General features: G+C 44.5%; 20 protein-coding genes. All 20 read left to right on the top strand.

What is annotated here, in order from left to right; all coding sequences use genetic code 11:
* Positions 1 to 51: 51 nt before the first annotated feature.
* The 20 genes from BLS64_RS02065 to BLS64_RS01970 all read left to right on the top strand — a co-directional run bounded on the left by BLS64_RS02065 (position 52) and on the right by BLS64_RS01970 (position 18,551).
* The gene (locus BLS64_RS02065) at positions 52 to 1,536 is read left to right on the top strand and encodes a DUF5687 family protein (protein WP_093111230.1); all 1,485 of its coding nucleotides are present in this window, start codon (positions 52 to 54) and stop codon (positions 1,534 to 1,536) included.
* A 4-nt stretch (positions 1,537 to 1,540) separates the two neighbouring features.
* Positions 1,541 to 2,269 (top strand): ABC transporter ATP-binding protein, encoded by a 729-nt coding sequence (locus BLS64_RS02060; RefSeq protein ID WP_093111228.1) that lies wholly within the window; start codon positions 1,541 to 1,543, stop codon positions 2,267 to 2,269.
* Positions 2,270 to 2,395: 126 nt separating this feature from the next.
* Positions 2,396 to 4,933 carry a type IX secretion system periplasmic lipoprotein PorW/SprE gene (gene porW / locus BLS64_RS02055; RefSeq protein ID WP_093111226.1) on the top strand — a complete coding sequence of 846 codons (2,538 nt, stop codon included), beginning with the start codon at positions 2,396 to 2,398 and terminating at the stop codon, positions 4,931 to 4,933.
* Entirely contained in the window at positions 4,933 to 5,352 is a 420-nt protein-coding gene (locus BLS64_RS02050; RefSeq protein ID WP_093111224.1) for a bactofilin family protein, read from the top strand. The genes porW and BLS64_RS02050 overlap by 1 nt, the downstream gene beginning before the upstream one ends.
* Positions 5,309 to 5,542 (top strand): AtpZ/AtpI family protein, encoded by a 234-nt coding sequence (locus BLS64_RS02045; RefSeq protein ID WP_093111222.1) that lies wholly within the window; start codon positions 5,309 to 5,311, stop codon positions 5,540 to 5,542. The genes BLS64_RS02050 and BLS64_RS02045 overlap by 44 nt, the downstream gene beginning before the upstream one ends.
* A 13-nt stretch (positions 5,543 to 5,555) precedes the next feature.
* Complete coding sequence (locus BLS64_RS02040; RefSeq protein ID WP_093111220.1) at positions 5,556 to 5,948, top strand: hypothetical protein; 393 nt, start codon at positions 5,556 to 5,558, stop codon at positions 5,946 to 5,948.
* A 106-nt stretch (positions 5,949 to 6,054) separates the two neighbouring features.
* Complete coding sequence (gene atpB, locus BLS64_RS02035; RefSeq protein ID WP_093111217.1) at positions 6,055 to 7,167, top strand: F0F1 ATP synthase subunit A; 1,113 nt, start codon at positions 6,055 to 6,057, stop codon at positions 7,165 to 7,167.
* 48 nt (positions 7,168 to 7,215) lie between these two features.
* Complete coding sequence (atpE, locus tag BLS64_RS02030; protein WP_029036344.1) at positions 7,216 to 7,413, top strand: ATP synthase F0 subunit C; 198 nt, start codon at positions 7,216 to 7,218, stop codon at positions 7,411 to 7,413.
* Between the two features lie 88 nt (positions 7,414 to 7,501).
* Positions 7,502 to 8,002 (top strand): F0F1 ATP synthase subunit B, encoded by a 501-nt coding sequence (locus BLS64_RS02025; RefSeq protein WP_093111215.1) that lies wholly within the window; start codon positions 7,502 to 7,504, stop codon positions 8,000 to 8,002.
* 4 nt (positions 8,003 to 8,006) lie between these two features.
* The gene (atpH, locus tag BLS64_RS02020; RefSeq protein ID WP_093111213.1) at positions 8,007 to 8,561 is read left to right on the top strand and encodes an ATP synthase F1 subunit delta; all 555 of its coding nucleotides are present in this window, start codon (positions 8,007 to 8,009) and stop codon (positions 8,559 to 8,561) included.
* 44 nt (positions 8,562 to 8,605) lie between these two features.
* Positions 8,606 to 10,186 carry a F0F1 ATP synthase subunit alpha gene (atpA, locus tag BLS64_RS02015; RefSeq protein WP_093111211.1) on the top strand — a complete coding sequence of 527 codons (1,581 nt, stop codon included), beginning with the start codon at positions 8,606 to 8,608 and terminating at the stop codon, positions 10,184 to 10,186.
* Positions 10,187 to 10,217: 31 nt separating this feature from the next.
* Positions 10,218 to 10,556, top strand: a complete 339-nt coding sequence (locus BLS64_RS02010; protein WP_093111209.1) for a four helix bundle protein — start codon at positions 10,218 to 10,220, stop codon at positions 10,554 to 10,556.
* Positions 10,557 to 10,586: 30 nt separating this feature from the next.
* Positions 10,587 to 11,447, top strand: a complete 861-nt coding sequence (gene atpG / locus BLS64_RS02005; RefSeq protein WP_093111207.1) for an ATP synthase F1 subunit gamma — start codon at positions 10,587 to 10,589, stop codon at positions 11,445 to 11,447.
* A gap of 124 nt (positions 11,448 to 11,571) precedes the next feature.
* On the top strand, positions 11,572 to 12,087 hold the full coding sequence (locus BLS64_RS02000; protein ID WP_093111205.1) for a hypothetical protein: 516 nt from the start codon (positions 11,572 to 11,574) through the stop codon (positions 12,085 to 12,087).
* A 46-nt stretch (positions 12,088 to 12,133) separates the two neighbouring features.
* Complete coding sequence (locus BLS64_RS01995) at positions 12,134 to 13,588, top strand: oligosaccharide flippase family protein (protein ID WP_093111203.1); 1,455 nt, start codon at positions 12,134 to 12,136, stop codon at positions 13,586 to 13,588.
* A gap of 25 nt (positions 13,589 to 13,613) precedes the next feature.
* Positions 13,614 to 14,048, top strand: coding sequence for a dUTP diphosphatase (gene dut, locus BLS64_RS01990; protein ID WP_093111201.1), 435 nt, complete (start codon positions 13,614 to 13,616; stop codon positions 14,046 to 14,048).
* 103 nt (positions 14,049 to 14,151) lie between these two features.
* Entirely contained in the window at positions 14,152 to 15,162 is a 1,011-nt protein-coding gene (locus tag BLS64_RS01985) for a sugar phosphate nucleotidyltransferase (RefSeq protein WP_093111199.1), read from the top strand.
* 25 nt (positions 15,163 to 15,187) lie between these two features.
* Entirely contained in the window at positions 15,188 to 16,555 is a 1,368-nt protein-coding gene (locus BLS64_RS01980) for a tetratricopeptide repeat protein (RefSeq protein WP_143019258.1), read from the top strand.
* Positions 16,552 to 17,331 carry a DUF4292 domain-containing protein gene (locus tag BLS64_RS01975; RefSeq protein WP_245693355.1) on the top strand — a complete coding sequence of 260 codons (780 nt, stop codon included), beginning with the start codon at positions 16,552 to 16,554 and terminating at the stop codon, positions 17,329 to 17,331. The genes BLS64_RS01980 and BLS64_RS01975 overlap by 4 nt, the downstream gene beginning before the upstream one ends.
* Positions 17,328 to 18,551: a murein hydrolase activator EnvC family protein gene (locus BLS64_RS01970; RefSeq protein WP_093111193.1), complete on the top strand. Its 1,224-nt coding sequence runs from the start codon at positions 17,328 to 17,330 to the stop codon at positions 18,549 to 18,551. Before BLS64_RS01975 ends, BLS64_RS01970 begins: the two co-directional genes overlap by 4 nt.
* Positions 18,552 to 18,556: the final 5 nt, after the last annotated feature.

Genomic DNA, 18,556 nt, shown 5'->3' with positions numbered 1-18,556 from the left:
AATATCTGTAACAAAATTGTAAATTTCCAGACTTGTAAGCAAACCTGCAGCATGTTCAAATATTTTATCTCCCTTCAGTGGAAAGCTTTTGTGCGATCCTCTAGTTTTGGAAAGAGCCTGGGGCTGAAAATCTTGATGGGTTTTCTCGTTTTGTATTTTTCGGTTGCTTTCCTGTTTTTGGGTCTGGGGCTTTATCCTTTGCTCAAGGAATTCTATCCAGAAGAAGAACCTCTGCATATGGTCAACCAATTTTTGCTCTTATGGTTCTTCCTGGAGCTGGTGGTGAGATTCATGATACAAACCCTGCCGGTGATCAGCATTAAACCCTTGATGGCAACGCCCATTCCCAAAAGGAAAGTGGTGGATTATGTGCTGGTGAAATCGCTGTTCTCCTTTTTTAATTTTTTGCCCCTGCTGGTGATCCTTCCCTTCGGAATTTTCACTATCTATAAGTCTGAATTTTCTCCCTGGGCTGTACTTGGCTGGATGGTCGCAGTGTTCTCCCTTGACCTGTGCGTGAACTACGCCAACTTTCTTCTGAAAAAATATTTCGCCGATAACCTGAAGGCTTTACTGCCTTACCTGGGTGTGGCACTGGCTTTATGGTTGCTGGAGTACTTCGGAATATGGAGCATTACTGAAGCTTTCGCCTCAGGATTTGATTTTATTGTTGAAAATCCGCTATTTAGCCTGATCCCTGTTTTCATGCTGTTGTCACTGTATCTATGGAACAGGAAAGTGCTGGAAAGCCGGTTCTATCTCGATGAATCCATCCGCGGAAAAGTGCAGGAGGCCAATACCAGGGATTTCAACTGGACCCGAAAATTCGGAGATATTGCGCCTTTTCTGCAGTTGGACCTTAAAATGATCTGGCGTAACAAAAGGCCCCGAACGATCATTTTCATGTCTGTGATCCTTCTTGGTTACGGATTGATCTTTTATCCGCAGGAAACCTACCAGTCCATGCCGTCCATCTTTGTTTTTGTTGGCATCTTCATGACCGGTATCTTCATGATCAATTTCGGGCAGTTCATCCCTTCCTGGGATTCCACTTATTTCTCGATGATGATGGCACAGAACATTCCCCTGAAAAAATACCTTTCGTCAAAAGCGGGATTAATGACCTTTAGTGTGGTGGTGCTTGCAATTCTAACCACTCCATACCTGTACTTTGGATGGAAGATCCTGGTGATCAATTTTTGCTGTGCTCTCTTTAATATCGGCGTGAATATTCCGGTCTTGCTGTATGCCGGTTCCTTTAACCGAAAAAGGATCGACCTGGAGAAGAGCGCGTTCATGAACTACCAGGGAACCGGGGCGACTCAATGGCTCGTAGCCCTGCCGCTAATGATCGTACCGGTGCTTATCTTCTGGGGAGTTTCCAGTTTTCTGGGATTTCAGGCGGGTGCAGGAGTCCTCTCGGGATTAGGGGTGATGGGAATTTTGTTAAGGCCACACCTCATGAACCTTGTAGAACAGGCCTATGTAAAAAGTAAATATGCCATGATCAATGGCTTTAAACAAACAGGAGAGTAGGAGTATGATAACAGTAACCAATCTTTCAAAAGTATATAATGGCACTACAGTTTTGGATGTGCCGCATCTTGAGATCCCCAAAGGACAAAGCTTTGGGCTTGTTGGAAACAACGGTGCCGGGAAAACCACTTTTTTCAGCCTCCTGCTTGATCTCATTCAGCCTACTACCGGAAGCATTTTCAACAACGAGATCACGGTGAGCCAGAGCGAGGCCTGGAAACCTTTTACCGCCTCGTTCATTGATGAAACTTTCCTGATTGGCTATCTCACTCCCGAGGAATACTTCAATTTCATTGGCGAATTGCGGGGGCAGAATAAAGCTGATGTGGCTAGCTTTCTGAAGGGATTTGAAGATTTTTTCAATGGGGAGATCCTTGGCAGAAGGAAGTATTTAAGAGATCTTTCGAAAGGAAACCAAAAAAAGGTGGGGATAGTGGCTGCTTTAATAGGAAATCCTGAAGTAATCATTCTTGATGAACCTTTTGCCAATCTTGATCCAACCACCCAGATAAGGCTAAAGAATCTCATTCGTGAGATCACCGAAAATGCTGAAGTGACCGTGCTTATTTCCAGCCATGATCTTATACACGTTACCGAGGTTTGTCAGCGTATCGTGGTGCTGGACAGGGGAGAAGTGGTGAAGGACATCAAAACTTCTGAAGCCACTCTTAGGGAACTGGAGCAGTTCTTTTCCGGGGAAGAGGTGGAGGACGAAAAGGAAAATATCCTGTAACCCTAGTTACTGCCGGTAAATTGGTTCCTGCTGAAGAATAAGGCTGGGAAAAATTCCCTATTTTTACTTTCCTGAATAATAATTTGAGAGGTACTCAAGTTATTTCTAATAAGATAGGGGACCGGTTTGAAAACAATTCTAAAAAGTTTTTTATTTCTGCTGTTGTTGGCAGGTATCATTGGCTGCTCAAGAAAGAAGAATACCTTTCTTAGCCGCAACTGGCACGCGGTTACAGCCGAGTACAATACCTTGTATAACGGCAATCTCGCTCTGGAGCTTGGTAAAGAAGAGCTTAACCAAAGCTATCAGGACAATTACTGGGCAATTCTTCCGGTAGAGCGGCTGCATGTGAGCGAGGAGGTGATGGTGCCGGGAACCAATCAGAATCCGAATTTTGCCGTAGCCGAAGAAAAGGCGGTCAAAGCCATTCAGCGGCATTCCATGTTGCTTGACGGTCGTGAAAGGAATCCACAGATAGATGAAGCCTATCTTTTACTTGGGAAAGCTCGTTATTACGATCAGCGTTTTGTACCCGCACTGGAAGCCTTCAACTATATCCTGCATAAATATCCGCTGAGCAATACCATCAACGAGGCAAAAATATGGCGTGAAAAGGCCAATATGCGCCTGGAGTTTGACGAACTGGCTATTAAGAACCTGAAAAAGATCCTTGAGGATGAAAAGCTGGAAGAAGAGAACAGGGCCAATGCTTCTGCTGCTCTTGCCCAGGCTTATATGAACATAGGCGCTCTGGATAGCGCTGTTGTACAGATCCATAAAGCCGCCCGGCTTACAGACGATAAAAAGGAAGAAGGCCGGTACTGGTTTATCACCGGACAGCTTTATGATGCCCTTGAAAAAAAGGACAGCGCAAACTATGCTTACCAGCAGGTCATCGACCTAAAGCGCAGATCTCCCCGGGTGTATATGATCAACGCCCAGATAGCTCAGGTCAGGAACCAGGAGATCGCGCCAGGAGAAAAAGTAGCCATTCTGGAGTATCTTACAGAGCTTTCAGAAAACAGGGAAAATCGTCCATTTTTGGATAAGATCTATTTTGAACTGGCCGAATTCCACTATCAAATGGATTCTGTTGACCTGGCGGTTGATTATTACAACAGGTCGCTGCAGTCGCCTTCTACAGACTTGTATCTGCAATCGCTGGATTATGAAACCCTTGGGAACATCAATTTTGACGCTGCCAATTTTGAAGTCGCCGGCGCGTATTATGACAGTACCCTTCAGAAGCTGGCAGAGAACAGCCGTGAATTCAGGATTATCAAAAGAAAGCACGATAACCTGAACGATGTGATCTACTATGAGCAACTCGCCAGGTCTACCGACAGTGTCCTGCGGATCGCTTCCCTTTCCGAAGAAGAACAGCGGGAATTTTTCACCTCTTATGCCGCCGGATTAAAAGAAAGGTCTCTGGAGGCCGATGAACCGGAGGCCGAAGAGGAGAATGTGGCAGAGAACTATTTTGAGAATAAGAGAAGCGGTATGCCGGGAATGCCAACTCTGGGTTCCGGTTTCTATTTTTATAACCCCACTACCGTCGCCTACGGAAAGCAGGAATTCACAAGGGTGTGGGGTAACCGAAAACTTGCCGACAATTGGCGAACAGGAGGTCAGGCAGGTGTTCTAGCGACCAGCGACACGATTTCTGCTTTGCCGGCCACAGCCGATGATCCCAGGTTTGACCCCGAAACTTACCTTGCAAAGATCCCTAAAGATCCAGCGATGCTTGACAGTATCGCGGCTGACCGTAATTTTGCGAACTACCAATTAGGTTTAATCTATCGTGAAAAATTCGATGAGAACGAGTTGGCAGCAGAAAAACTGGAATTCGTACTGCAAAATGAACCTGAAGAAAGGTTATTGGTTCCTGCAAAATATAACCTGTATAAGATCTATTCAGAATTTGGAGAACTGGCGAAAGCCCAGTCTCTTAAAAATGACATTATCACCCAATATCCCGATTCCAGGTATGCGGCAATTTTGCAGAACCCCGAGAGCCTGAGGGAAGACGAGAACAACCCTACGGCTCTCTATGAAGAGGTGTACGCTTTGTACGAGGAGCAGCGTTATGAAGAGGTGATCAGCCAAAGCAATGAGCTCATTCAGAATTTTGCCGGCGATGAAATTGTGCCTAAACTGGAACTTTTAAAAGCTATGGCCGAAGGTCGACTGAGCGGGCTGGACCGCTATGCGGAAAGTCTCAGTTTTGTGGCGCTGAATTATCCGCAGTCGGTAGAGGGGAAAAGAGCCCAGGAACTGTTGAATACAGCTGTACCGGCATTGCCCGCCGCAGAATTCCTGACAGATTCTGCAGCCACTTCTTTTAAACTGGTTTTCCCTTTTGAAAAGGGGCAGAATGAAGAGGTGGAAAAATTCGAAAGCAGGCTGGAAAAGATCCTGGAAGAATTAGATTATACACATCTTAATGTTTCCAAAGATGTGTATGATGCACAACAGGTGCTGGTGGTGGTCCACGGTTTTGGTTCTCCCGAAAGAGCAAAAGGGTTTGCAGAGCTGCTTTCAGTGAATAAGAAGTACCAGATACAGAAAAATTCTTTTTATATTTCAACCCCAAACTACCGGATCGTGCAGATCCATAAAAACTTAGAAAATTATTTACAATCTCTACTAACACCCCCCTATTAATGTTTGCACAAGAAAAAAAGAACCGACCTACTTCTGAATTGAGTAAAGAACAAAACAAGATCTCACAAGGCACCAAGATCAAAGGCGATATTGAAGGAATGGGAAGTTTCCGCATAGACGGTCATGTGGAAGGAACCGTTAAAACTCCCGGCAAAGTGGTAATTGGCAAAGAAGGAGTCATCACCGGTGAGCTGGAATGCGAAAATGCCGATGTTGAAGGTGCTTTCACAGGTAACCTGAAGATCTCCGGTACCTTAAGCCTGCGCAGTACCGCCGTGATCGACGGGGAAGCCGTGGTAGGAAAACTTGCTGTAGAGCCGGGAGCGACCTTCAATGCTACCTGTACCATGCGCGGTGCCATGAAAGCCATTAACAATGAAAGAGGAGAACGACGACCAAAAGAAGAGAAGTCAGCTTAAGAACTGGGCCATCTTTTCGGGTATCGCTTTCCAGATGGGAGCTACCATTTTTGTGTGCGCCTGGATTGGAAAGAAACTGGACGAAAGATATCCATCTGGTAAGAACTGGTTTACCATAGGTTTTGTCCTGTTTGGTCTGGTGGCCTCTGTTTATGTTGTTCTAAGACAGTTGAAACACTTCAACAAGTAATTCTCTTTTATTTATGTTTAAACACCTGCTGAGGTTTTCCTTATTGCTGTTCTTTGTAGCAGGGGTAACCTACGGGATCCATTACTGGATTTACACTTCTATGGAGCCTAAGGCTTCCCTAGAGCTTATCAACTTTGCCTACAAGTTCAATGTCGGCATCACTTTCTTATTTACCAGCACGATGATACTGGCGAGTGAACAGCTTAAACAACAACTGGGCTTTATCTTTATGGTCACCGGGGTAGTGAAGCTCGGCTTGCTGCTGTACCTGCTGAAAACGGCAGGTTACGAGATCGATAAATCGGTGTTTCTGCATATTTTCGTTCCTTATGTGGTATGTGTGGTGGTGGAAATTATTTATGTAATAAAGATTTTGAACGAGGCTAACTTCTCAAATGACAGGTAATTACAGGGTTTTGGGGTTGTAGAAACAATTCGGCCCTTAGGGGTATGTATTTTTATTTAATTATGTACATTTGCACCCAAATTAAAGGACTGAAATTTACCTGAAAATGCAAAAGGAAAACATTGCGAAGTTTTTATTAGCCTGTCTTTTAATGTTTGTGAGTTTTAACTCCCAGGCATTTAGCGCGAAGGAACCTCAGGAAGGAGAGGATGCGAAAGTGAACACCGAAGAAGAGATCCAGGCGTATATTGATCACCACCTTCAGGATTCTTACTATGTTAATTTCTTTTCAGACGGGGAGACAGGTGCGCATTATGGATTCCCGCTTCCGGTCATTCTTTGGGATGGCGGGTTGAAAGTGTTTTCTTCAGGAAAATTCCACCACGGCGAAGACATCGTGGAGGTAGACGGGCAGCACTATCGCCTCTACCACTCCCATATCTACAAAACAGATGCTGAAGGGACCATCACTTATAATGAAGCCGGTTTCCCTGCAAATGAAAGACCCTGGGATTTCTCTATCACAAAGAACGTCCTAACTATGATCCTGGTAAGTATATTGATGTTGATCATCTTCTCCCAGCTGGCGAAAACTTACCAAAAAAGAGCTTTTCCAAAGAAATTTGGAAGGGTGCTTGAGCCGCTTGTGCTTTATGTGCGTGATGAGATCGCAAAGCCTAATATTGGTAAGAACTATAGAAAATATACAGGTTTCCTTTTAACGGTATTCTTCTTTATCTGGATCCTGAACCTGTTAGGGATGACACCACTTGGGGTGAACGTTACCGGTAACATTGCCGTGACTTTTGCATTGGCCCTGGTTACTTTCATCATTGTACAATTCAGCGGAAATAAAGATTACTGGAAACACATTTTCTGGATGCCTGGTGTACCTGTGCCTATGAAGATCATTCTTGCGCCTATCGAGGTGCTTGGAATGTTCACCAAACCATTCGCACTTATGATCCGACTTTTCGCCAACATGACCGCGGGTCACGTAATCGTGATGACACTTGTTGGATTGATCGTGATCTTCCAGAACTGGATCGCTGGCCCTGCATTCTTTGGGTTCACCATTTTCATCTCTGTAATCGAATTATTAGTAGCCTTCTTACAGGCATATATCTTCACCTTGTTAAGCGCCCTTTATATTGGAATGGCGGTAGAGGAGCATGACCACGAACATCCTGCAGATAACGAAGATATCCCAGTATTATAAGCAAGTATAAACGTAAATAAGAGTAAGTTTAATTTTTAATAACTAAGTATGGAAGCCTTAAATTTAGATTTGATTGGAGCTGGTTTGATCATTATTGGAGCCGGATTCGGTCTTGGTAAGATTGGTAGCGCTGCAATGGAAGGAATTGCACGTCAGCCAGAAGCAGCCGGAAAAATCCAAACTGCAATGATTATTATCGCTGCCCTTTTGGAAGGTGTTGCTTTCGCTGCCCTTTTCGCGGTATAATCAATCAAAAAGAACTTCAAGCTTTGCAGCGGTTGGCTGCAAGGCTTGAATTATTACAAATTAAACGATACAAGAAATTAAATAGAATATGGAAAAGTTAGTTAACGATTTTTCTTTTGGACTGTTCTTCTGGCAGATCATTATCCTGGTAGTATTGATCCTTTTACTGAAGAAGTTTGCATGGAAACCCATTCTTGATGCATTGAATGCACGTGAGCAGGGAATCCAGGATGCGCTTGATTCGGCTGAAAATGCCCGTAAGGAAATGCAGAACCTGCAGGCTGATAATGAGAAGCTTTTGAAGGAGGCCCGTATTGAGCGTGATAACATGATCAAGGAAGCAAGAGAGATCAAAGAAAGAATGATCTCTGAAGCTAAAGAGGAAGCTCAGAAAGAGGGTGAGAAGATGATCGTTCAGGCAAAGGCTACCATACAGAATGAAAAGAATGCTGCTCTTGCAGACCTTAAGAACAAGGTGGCAACCCTTTCAGTAGAAATCGCAGAGAAAGTAGTACGTGAAGAGCTTTCAACCAAAGCCAAGCAGGAGAAGCTGGTTGAGGATATGCTTGATGACGTAACCTTAAACTAAGATCATGCAGGGAAGCAAAGCAGCTTTAAGATACGCGAAGGCTATATTCAGCCTTGCAAAAGACAAAGAAGTTACCAAAGAGGTGAATGATGATATGGTGCTTATTCGTGAGACCATTGACGGCACCGGGGACCTTAGAACTTTTTTAAAGAGTCCTGTGATCAAGGATAGCATTAAGAAAAATGCCCTTCTTGAGATCTTTAAAGATGTGAATGGGATCACTTCTGGAATGTTCGATCTTCTTATGGAGAACAACAGGCTTGAGATCCTTTCGCAGGTAGCGGCAAAATACATGTTCCTGTACGATCAAATGAACAACGTGCAGGTAGCAAAAGTGACCACGGCCATTCCTTTAACGCCGGCTCTTGAGACCAAGATCCAGCAAAAGGTGAAGGAATTGACCGGGAATGAGGCCAAGATCGAGAACATCATCGATGAGTCTATCATTGGAGGTTTTATCCTGCGTGTGGGAGACATCCAGTACAATGGAAGTGTTCAGGCACAGCTAAACAACCTGAAAAGGGAATTTAAAAACAACACATACGTTTCAAAAATTTAATTAAAACCGTTGCGCCCGGGCGCAGCATTTTATTCTAAATAATTATGGCAGAAATTAATCCGGCTGAAGTATCAGCAATATTAAAAAAACAACTTTCCGGATATGAGGCGAAAGCTTCTTTGAACGAAGTTGGTACCGTTCTTAACGTAGGTGACGGTATTGCAAACGTCTACGGACTGTCCAACGCACAGTACGGGGAGTTGGTTGAATTCGAAAGCGGATTGGAAGGAATTGTACTTAACCTTGAGGAAGATAACGTTGGGGTTGTACTTTTAGGTTCATACAAAGAAGTGAAAGAAGGAGCAACCGTTAAGAGAACTCAGCGTATTGCTTCTATCAATGTGGGAGAAGGAATCGTTGGACGTGTGGTTGACACTCTTGGTGCACCTATCGACGGAAAAGGGCCTATTGAAGGGGAAACTTTCCAAATGCCATTAGAGCGTAAAGCTCCCGGGGTAATTTACCGTCAGCCGGTAACCGAGCCGCTTCAAACAGGAATCAAGGCTATCGATGCCATGGTGCCGATTGGTCGTGGACAAAGGGAATTGGTGATTGGTGACCGTCAGACAGGTAAGACTGCTGTGGTTATTGATACCATCCTTAACCAAAAAGAATTTTACGATGCAGGGGAACCTGTTTATTGTATATATGTAGCTATCGGGCAAAAAGCTTCAACTGTTGCGGGTATCGCCAAGACACTTGAAGATAAAGGAGCTTTAGCTTATACCACTATTGTTGCCGCAAACGCATCAGATCCTGCTCCAATGCAGGTTTATGCTCCATTCGCAGGTGCTGCGATCGGGGAGTACTTCAGGGATACAGGTCGTCCTGCGTTGATCGTTTATGATGATCTTTCCAAGCAGGCGGTTGCTTACCGTGAGGTATCTTTGCTTCTTCGTCGTCCACCGGGACGTGAGGCATACCCTGGAGACGTTTTCTTCCTTCACTCAAGATTACTTGAGCGTGCTGCAAAAGTGATCGCTGATGATGATATCGCGAAGAACATGAACGACCTTCCGGAAGTGTTGAAAGATAAAGTAAAAGGTGGTGGTTCATTAACTGCACTACCGCTTATCGAAACTCAGGCAGGTGACGTTTCCGCATATATTCCAACAAACGTGATCTCGATCACCGATGGACAGATCTTCTTAACGTCAGATTTGTTCAACTCAGGGGTTCGTCCTGCGATCAACGTGGGTATCTCTGTATCTCGTGTGGGTGGATCTGCTCAGATCAAATCAATGAAGAAGGTGGCAGGTACATTGAAACTTGACCAGGCTCAGTTCCGTGAACTTGAAGCATTCGCCAAGTTCGGTTCAGATCTTGATCCTGCGACATTAAGCGTGATCGAAAAAGGTAAGCGTAACGTGGAGATCCTTAAGCAGGCTCAAAACAACCCTTACCCTGTTGAAGAGCAGATCGCGATCATCTACGCCGGTTCTAAGAACCTTTTGAGAGATGTTCCGGTTGAGAAAGTAAGAGAATTTGAAAAAGATTACCTGGAGTTCCTTAACGCCAAGCACAGAGATACGCTTGACACATTAAAGGCCGGTAAACTTACAGATGAAGTTACCGATACGTTGACTAACGTAGCCAAGGAACTTTCGGCTAAATATAAGGCATAACATGCCAGTGCTGAGTTAAGAGTTATGAGTTATGAGCAAATTGGAAAACAGCCCCATTAGGATTAAAAGTTTCCAATTTGCTTGTGACATCGTTTTCTTCACTCGCTCTTTGAAAGAAAAAAAAGAATTTGAGCTGGCTTCCCAGCTATTGAGAAGTGGAACTAGCATTGGAGCTAATGTTAGAGAAGCACAAAGGGGAGTAAGCACAAAAGATTTTAAAAATAAATTTGGAATTGCTTTAAAGGAAGCTGATGAAACTAAATATTGGTTAGAGCTTATTGAGGCAACTTCAAATACAGATTGTAAAATTTTAATTGCTAAGTGTGACGAGTTAATGAAAATTATGGTTTCTATTATTAAGAATTCATAACTCATAACTTCTAACTCATAACTACAAAGAATGGCCAATTTAAAAGAATTACGAAGCAGGATCACCTCGGTTTCCTCAACCATGCAGATCACCAGTGCCATGAAAATGGTATCGGCTGCCAAGTTGAGCAAGGCGCAGGATGCGATCACTGCCATGAGGCCTTATGCCGAAAAGCTTTCAGAATTATTGCAGAGCCTTAGTGCTACTCTTGACAGCGACCAGAGCAGCAAGTATGCCGAGCAGCGTGAGGTGAACAATGTGCTTATCGTAGCTGTTTCTTCGAACAGGGGATTGGCTGGAGCGTTCAACTCCAACATCGTAAAGGCGGTAAAGCAGCTGGCTGCTGAAGATTACAGCGGGAAGAATATCGACATTATGACCATTGGTAAAAAGGCCAATGACATTCTTCGGAAGAATTTCGATATCTACAAGAACAACAATGAGATCTATGACGATCTTAGTTTTGACAACGTAGCCGAGATCGCCGAAGACCTGATGCAGCAGTTCGTTGAGGGAAGGTACGATAAGATCGTTCTTGTATATAACCAGTTCAAGAACGCTGCTACCCAGATAGTCATGAAAGAGCAGTTCCTGCCTATCGTGCCAGTAGAGACTGATGAAGAAGTGACTTTAGATTATATTTTTGAACCCTCTAAAGAAGAGATCGTTCTTGAATTGATCCCAAAGTCTTTGAAAATGCAGATCTTCAAGGCGCTTCGGGATTCCTTCGCTTCAGAGCACGGTGCGCGTATGACCGCCATGCACAAAGCGACCGATAACGCTACTGAACTGCGTGACTCACTTAAATTATCCTATAACAAAGCCCGTCAGGCTGCCATTACTAACGAGATCCTTGAGATCGTTGGTGGAGCTGAAGCTTTGAATAAATAAATTTTTTTCAGGAAAACATCTGAAAATCAAATTTTTAAAACCCCGTTCCTTCAGGTTCGGGGTTTTCTTTTTTTAATTGGTATCAAATTTGTTTTTAACTTGATGAACAAATAAATATTTCGCCATGAAACAGCTTCTACATATATTTTCCGCAGCATCTATTATCCTGGGCATGGCAAGCTGTGCCAATGGCAAAAAATTGCAGGAGGAGTCTCCCTTAGCTCTACAGGAAGCTTACTACACCACCTGGACCGGCGGGGTAAAAGGGGCTGATTCTGGTTTTAGTCTGTTCATTCCTGCCGAAGAAGAGGCTGAAGTAAAACTGGATTCGGTTTATTTTCGCGGAAGGAAAGCCGTTATCGAGAAGTCCGGCGCCGCAGAGAATTTGTACGTGGCTTATTTCAAGATCCCTTCAGATGAAGGCAAGGCGCCGGATGTGATCATGCATGTTGACCCGAAAAAGGAGTACGGGAATAAGCCTCCGCAGCTGCCTGAAAAGATCCCTTTTGAACTGGAAGAAGGAGAGGCGGTTGTGAAGTATACCCGGAACGGAAAGGAAAAATATTTCAGGATCACCGGTATCAAAAAGAAAGATACGGTCGATGTGGAAATAAAAAAGCCTGAAAATATTCGGCATTAAGCTCACCTATAGTACATTTGTGTGATAAGAATCAACCAAAGTACTATTGGCCCTCCTCCAAAAGCTTTTTAAACAAACCTTCGTATACGGCGTTGCCACTGTGGTGCCCAGGATGCTTTCTTTCCTGCTGCTGCCCCTGTACTCAGCTTATTTACCTACCGAGGGATTCGGGGAGGTAGCCATCGTCTTTTCCTGGATGGCGGTTTTCAACGTGCTGCTTGCCTACGGAATGGAAACTTCCTTTTTCCGCTTTTTTCACCAGGAAGATTATAGGAAGGAAGTGGTTTCAACTTCTTCCATTTCCCTGATCCTTACGACCGGGATTTTTCTTGTTCTGGGATTCCTGCTGAAGGATGCCATTTCTGAAGCCACTGCCATAGCTTCGCATTACATCAGTTATGTGTTGTTGATCCTGGCGCTTGACGCCCTGGTGACCATTCCATTTGCATGGCTAAGAGCCACCGAAAGACCGGCCATCTTTGCCATGGTCAAGATCGGGAACGTGGCCATTAACCTGGGACTGAACATCTTCTTTATTGTGGCGCTTCCTCTATGGGCAGAAGATAGTGACATGCTGCAAAAGATCTATAAACCCGATTTTGAGATCGCCTATATCTTCATTTCGAACCTAATCGCCAGCGCCCTTACTTTGCTGGTGATGCTGCCGTTCTACCTCAAGCTGAAATATCACTTCAGCACGCAGCTCTGGAAAAAGATGCTGAAATACGGATCTCCAATTTTAATAGCGGGGATAGGGTTTGTCATAAATGAGGTTTTCGACAAGATCCTTTTGGGTTGGTTACTTCCGCAGGACATCGCAAAATCTGAAGTTGGAGCTTATGCCGCCTGTTACCGGCTGGCCCTGTTCATGACACTTTTCGCCACCGCCTTCAGAATGGGGATCGAACCCTTCTTTTTTAGCCATTCCAAAGAAAAGGATGCCACGCATACCTATGCATTGATAACCAAATATTTTGTCATATTCGGCTCCGCGATCCTTATCACGGTCACTGTTTTTTCAGATCTTCTTAAACTGCTGCTCATTAGGGATTCTTCTTATTGGGAGGCCATGATAGTGGTGCCCATGATCCTTATGGCCAACCTGTTTTTAGGGATCTATCACAACCTGTCGGTCTGGTACAAAGTAAGCGACCGCACCAGGTTTGCAGGTTATATTTCCCTTTTTGGGGCGGCACTCACACTGGTGCTCAACTTTTGGCTCATCCCTTATTACAGTTACGTGGGATCGGCCATTGCCACTATGGCCGCTTACGGGAGCATGATGCTGCTTTCTTTTTACTTCGGAAGAAAATATTACCCGGTTCCTTACGACCTTAAGCGTATTGGTAGCTATCTGCTGCTTTCCATCAGCTTTTCGGTGATCTATTTCTATGTTTTTAGAAATAATTATTATTTGGGGAGTATATTAATTCTTATCTTTTTTGCCCTGATATGGTACGCAGAAAAAGATCAGTTAAAACAAATCTTGAAGAAGGGATAAAGCCTTCAGAATCAATATTTATCACATGAACGTTAAAATTATCAACAGATCTGCCCACGACTTACCGGCCTATGAAACCGGAAGTTCTGCCGGGATGGACCTGAGAGCGAACAATCCTGAACCCATTACTTTAAAACCCCTGGAAAGGACAATTATCAAGACCGGACTTTTCATCGAGCTTCCGGTAGGATATGAGGCCCAGGTAAGGCCCCGTAGTGGACTTGCAGCGAAAAAGGGAATTACCGTGCTTAATTCGCCCGGCACCATTGATGCCGATTACCGGGGAGAGATCGGAGTTATTCTGGTTAATCTTTCCAATGAAGATTTTACCGTGGAAAATGGCGAGCGGGTTGCGCAGCTGGTGATCGCAAGGCACGAGCATATCATGTGGAAAGAAGTTGATGTATTGGAAGAAACTTCTCGCGGAGCCGGCGGCTTTGGAAGTACCGGAACCAAATAGCAGTGATCAATTTTCAATGATCAATAAACAATCAAGAAATACAGATAAGAGATGGAGAGAAAGAGCTCTCTATTCTCACTACTAAATACTCAATACTAAAAGCATGAAAATTATTGTACCTATGGCGGGTCGCGGGTCGCGGCTTCGTCCTCATACTTTAACAGTTCCAAAACCTTTGATCCCAATCGCCGGAAAGCCCATTGTTCACCGGCTGGTAGAAGATATCGCGAAGGTGCTGGATGAAAAGATCGATGAAATTGCGTTTATCATAGGAGAAGATTTTGGTGAAAAGGTAGAGACCGATCTTAAGGAGATCGCCAAAACTTTGGGTGCTAAAGGCACTATTTATTACCAGGACAAGCCTCTTGGAACAGGTCATGCGATCATGTGCGCAAAAGATTCTTTGGAGGGCCCGGCAGTGATTGCATATGCTGATACACTTTTTAAGGCCGATTTTACGTTAGATAAAGAAGCTGATGGGGTGATATGGGTAAAGCAGGTAGAAAACCCTTCTGCTTACGGTGTAGTGCAGCTAAACGAGAAGAAGCAGATCGATGACCTGGTCGAGAAGCCTGAAGAGTTTGTTTCAGACCTGGCAGTGATCGGGATCTATTACTTTAAAGATGCCGCCGTTCTTAAGAACGAACTTCAGGAAGTGCTGGACAAGAACATCATTCGTGGCGGGGAATATCAGATCAACGACGGGATCGAAGCCATGAAGCGAAAGGGAATGATCTTTGTTCCCGGGAAGGTAGACGAGTGGATGGACTGTGGTAATAAACAGGTTACCGTGGAGACCAACACCCGCATGCTGAATTTCCTTCAGAATGATGGTGAAAAACTGGTGGCTGATGATGTAAAAATGGAAAATTCAGAGATCATTGAACCCTGCTTCATAGGGGAGAATGTGGAACTGAAAAACGCTAAAATAGGGCCTAACGTTTCTATCGGGAACGGGTGTAAGATCACTGATTCAAGCATTGAAAACAGTTTGATCCAGACATTTTCCGAGGTAAAGAACGCCAAATTGAAAAATGCCATGATAGGAAACTTTGCGAAATTCGACGGAGAGTTCACCGAGATCAGCATTGGAGATTACTCGGTTCTGGAATAAATAAACTTAAAAAGCAAGGCTAATTATGAAAAAAATTACTCTCATAATATTATTTTTGGCCTTGCTTTTTACTTTTCCTACCACATACGCCCAGGACAAGGAGAAACCTATAGTGGAGGTGGAGGCCGTAGACCTGGGAGAGGTGAATGACGCTTTCCAGGAGCATTTTTTTGAAGCCCTTAAGCAAAAGGCGATAGAGAATTACGAAAAGGCCATTGATGAGCTGGTACAAAGTCTGGCAATAGATGACCAGCCGGTGGTTTATCTTGAGCTGGGGAAGAACCACAACGCCCTTCAAAAATATACCCAGGCAGCCGCTTACCTGGAAAAGGGAAGAGCTGCCCTTCCAAAGAACACGGCAATCCTGGAAGAGCTGTATAAAAGCTATTTTTTGAGCGAAGAGTTTGGAAAGGCTCTGCCTGTGGTTAAAACCCTTGCTACGATTTCCCCTTCTTTTTCTGAAGATCTTGCCAACCTGTACATTCTAAACGAAAAATATGAAGAGGCGATCAGTTTGCTTGATTCCCTCGATGCCAAGAAAGGTTCCAGCACCAACAGGGATAGCCTGCGCCGTCAGGTTTATGCCAGGACCAATAATGTGGAAGCGCAGATACAGGATCTTGAAAGCAAGATCGCAGAGGATCCCGAAGACGAAAGAAATTACCTTAACCTCATTTTTGTCTATAGCGAGAACGGCCGGGCCGAGGAGGCTTTTGAAGCGGCGAAGCAGCTCCTGGAGAAAAAGCCTTCATCGGAGCTGGTGCATCTTGCTTTGTACAAGTTTTATCTCAATGAGAACAAAACCGAAGAGGCGGTCAATTCCCTGCGTATAGTGTTGGGAAGCGACCAGGTAGACGAGGTTACGAAATATCAGGCGCTGAACGATTTTTTAATGTTTGTGGCCGAAAATCCGAGTTTGGAAGAAGATTTGATAGACCTGGTTAAGGTATTTTCAGAAGATGAGAACAATACTAAAGTCTATAAGCAGCTGGGAACTTTTTTCCTTGAAAAACGGAAGACTGAACCTGCTTTGAAATACTTTCAGCTGGCGCTCGAATCAAGTAAAGCTGATTTTGGCCTGTACAAAGAGCTTATATCTTTGCAGCTTGAATTCGGAAAATATTCCGAAGCCATTGAGGTGAGCGGTAATGCCATTGAGATCTTTCCGGCCCAACCTTTGCTTTACTTATACAAGGGCAGGGCGCAGAACAGGTCCGGTAACTTTTCTGAAGCGGAAGAAACCTTGATGATGGGTCTTGATTTCATTATTGATGACCCGGTAATGGAAAAGGAGTTCTATGGTGAAATGGCAAAGACCTATGAAGGGCTTCAAAAACCGGAAAAAGCTTCTGAATACCTGAAAAAGGCAGATGAACTTGAAAAAACAAAATGATGACTAAAAAACTCCAGATCTTATTATTCACATTTGCGCTTGTATTGGCTTCCTGTGGATCCAAGAAAGCGGAAATGGGAACCACCGCTCCCGAAGATGAGGCGGTAGCCAAAGTGGTGGCAAATCACTATCAGAATGAAGTTGATTTCAATACTCTACAGGGAAAGCTTAACGTGCGATACACTACCGAGGAGAAGGACCAGAGCGTGACGGTAAATTTCAGAATGAAGAAGAACGATACCATCTGGATGAGCGGACAGTTACTGGGAATACCTTTGGCAAAAGTGATGATCACTCCTAACTCCGTTCAATTCTACGAGAAGATCGGGAAAACCTATTTTGACGGAGATTTCAAATTTCTAAGCGAATTGCTTGGAACTCCCCTGGATTATCAAAAGGTTCAGAATTTGATCCTGGGACAGGCAATCTATGACCTTCGGGAGGAGCGTTACAAATTGAGTGAATCAAGCAGAGGATACCAACTACAACCTTCCGCGGAAACATTTCTGAAAAAGCTTTTCTTGCTTGACGCAGGAAGTTATAAGGCCCTGGCACAACAAATAGGCGAGGAGAAATCCAACCGCAGCGTGACCGTAACTTATCCTGAATACAAGAAGATAGGACAGCAGCTTTTTCCAGGCGAGATTCAGATCGTCGCCAATGAAGGAGCTCAAAATACCCGCATAGACATGCAGTTTAGGGGAATTGATCTTAATGTGCCGGTTTCTTTTCCTTTTTCAATACCTTCGGGCTATGAAGAAATCTATATAGAATGAACCCCCCAATAGTAGTCAGAAACCTCATTTTTACCGGAATACTGCTGTTCAGCCTTAACCTTTTTGCTCAGGCAGATAAGAGGGAGGAACTGGAACAGCGAAGGCTTGAACTTCAGCAGGAGATCAAAAGGATCAATTCCCTGCGTACTTCAAACCTGAAAAAGGAGAAATCCATACTTACCGAGGTGGAGGATCTTCAGCAACAAATAAGATCTACAGAAAACCTGATAAGAGTGACTAATCAGCAGGCCAATCTGCTCACCCGCGAGATCAATTCCAACCAGAACAAGATAAGCGAACTGCGAAAGGAACTGGAGAGGCTGAAGGAGGACTACGAGAAGATGATACAGAAGTCTTACAGGAGCAAATCGCAGCAAAGCAGGATCATGTTCCTTCTTTCTGCGGAAAGCTTTCTACAGGCCTATAAACGGCTTCAGTACATGAAACAGTACGCCAACTACAGGAAACAGCAGGGGGATGAGATAAAAGCGAGGGCTGCTGAACTTCAGAAATTGAATAAGAGCCTGGCTGAACAAAAGCAGGCGAAGGACAGGTTAATTGCCGAAAACAAGAAGACCAGGGCCAAACTCGAGGAAGACCGGAAGGCCCAACAGTCATTGATCGAGACAATCCGGAAGAAGGAAGGACAGTACGCCAGTCAGCTTCGTAAAAAGCAACAGGAGGTGAATGCCATTGACCGGGAGATCGAACGAATCATCGCGGCGGCGATCGCCAGGAACAATAAGGAGAGCGGTTCAGAATCACGGGAGGTTTTCAAACTTACTCCCGAAGCCAAAGCTTTGGCGGCGAATTTTGCCAGCAATAAAGGAAAACTGCCATGGCCGGTAAAATCAGGGATCGTTTCAATGCGCTTCGGTACCCAGCCGCACCCTGTGGTGAGATCCATTACTATCAATAGCAACGGAGTGCGTATAGACACCGAAAAAGGCGGGAAGGCCAAGGCTATTTTTGGCGGAGTGGTTAGTGAGGTACAGGCCGTAAAAGGCGCCAACAAAGCCGTTATGGTAAGGCATGGAGATTACATTTCCATCTACAATAACCTGGACAAGATCTTTGTGAGAAAAGGCGATGAAGTATCCATAGGGCAGGAACTGGGCGAAGTGGCCACGAGCGGCAGCTCAGGAAAAACGACTCTTCATTTCCTTTTGTACCAGAACTCCACCAAGCTCAACCCTGAGCACTGGATCTATAAAATGTAAGGAAA

It is taken from the genome of Salinimicrobium catena, assembly GCF_900102915.1.
GTDB classification, from domain to species: Bacteria; Bacteroidota; Bacteroidia; order Flavobacteriales; family Flavobacteriaceae; genus Salinimicrobium; species Salinimicrobium catena.
This window is presented reverse-complemented; position numbering and strand designations above follow the sequence as displayed.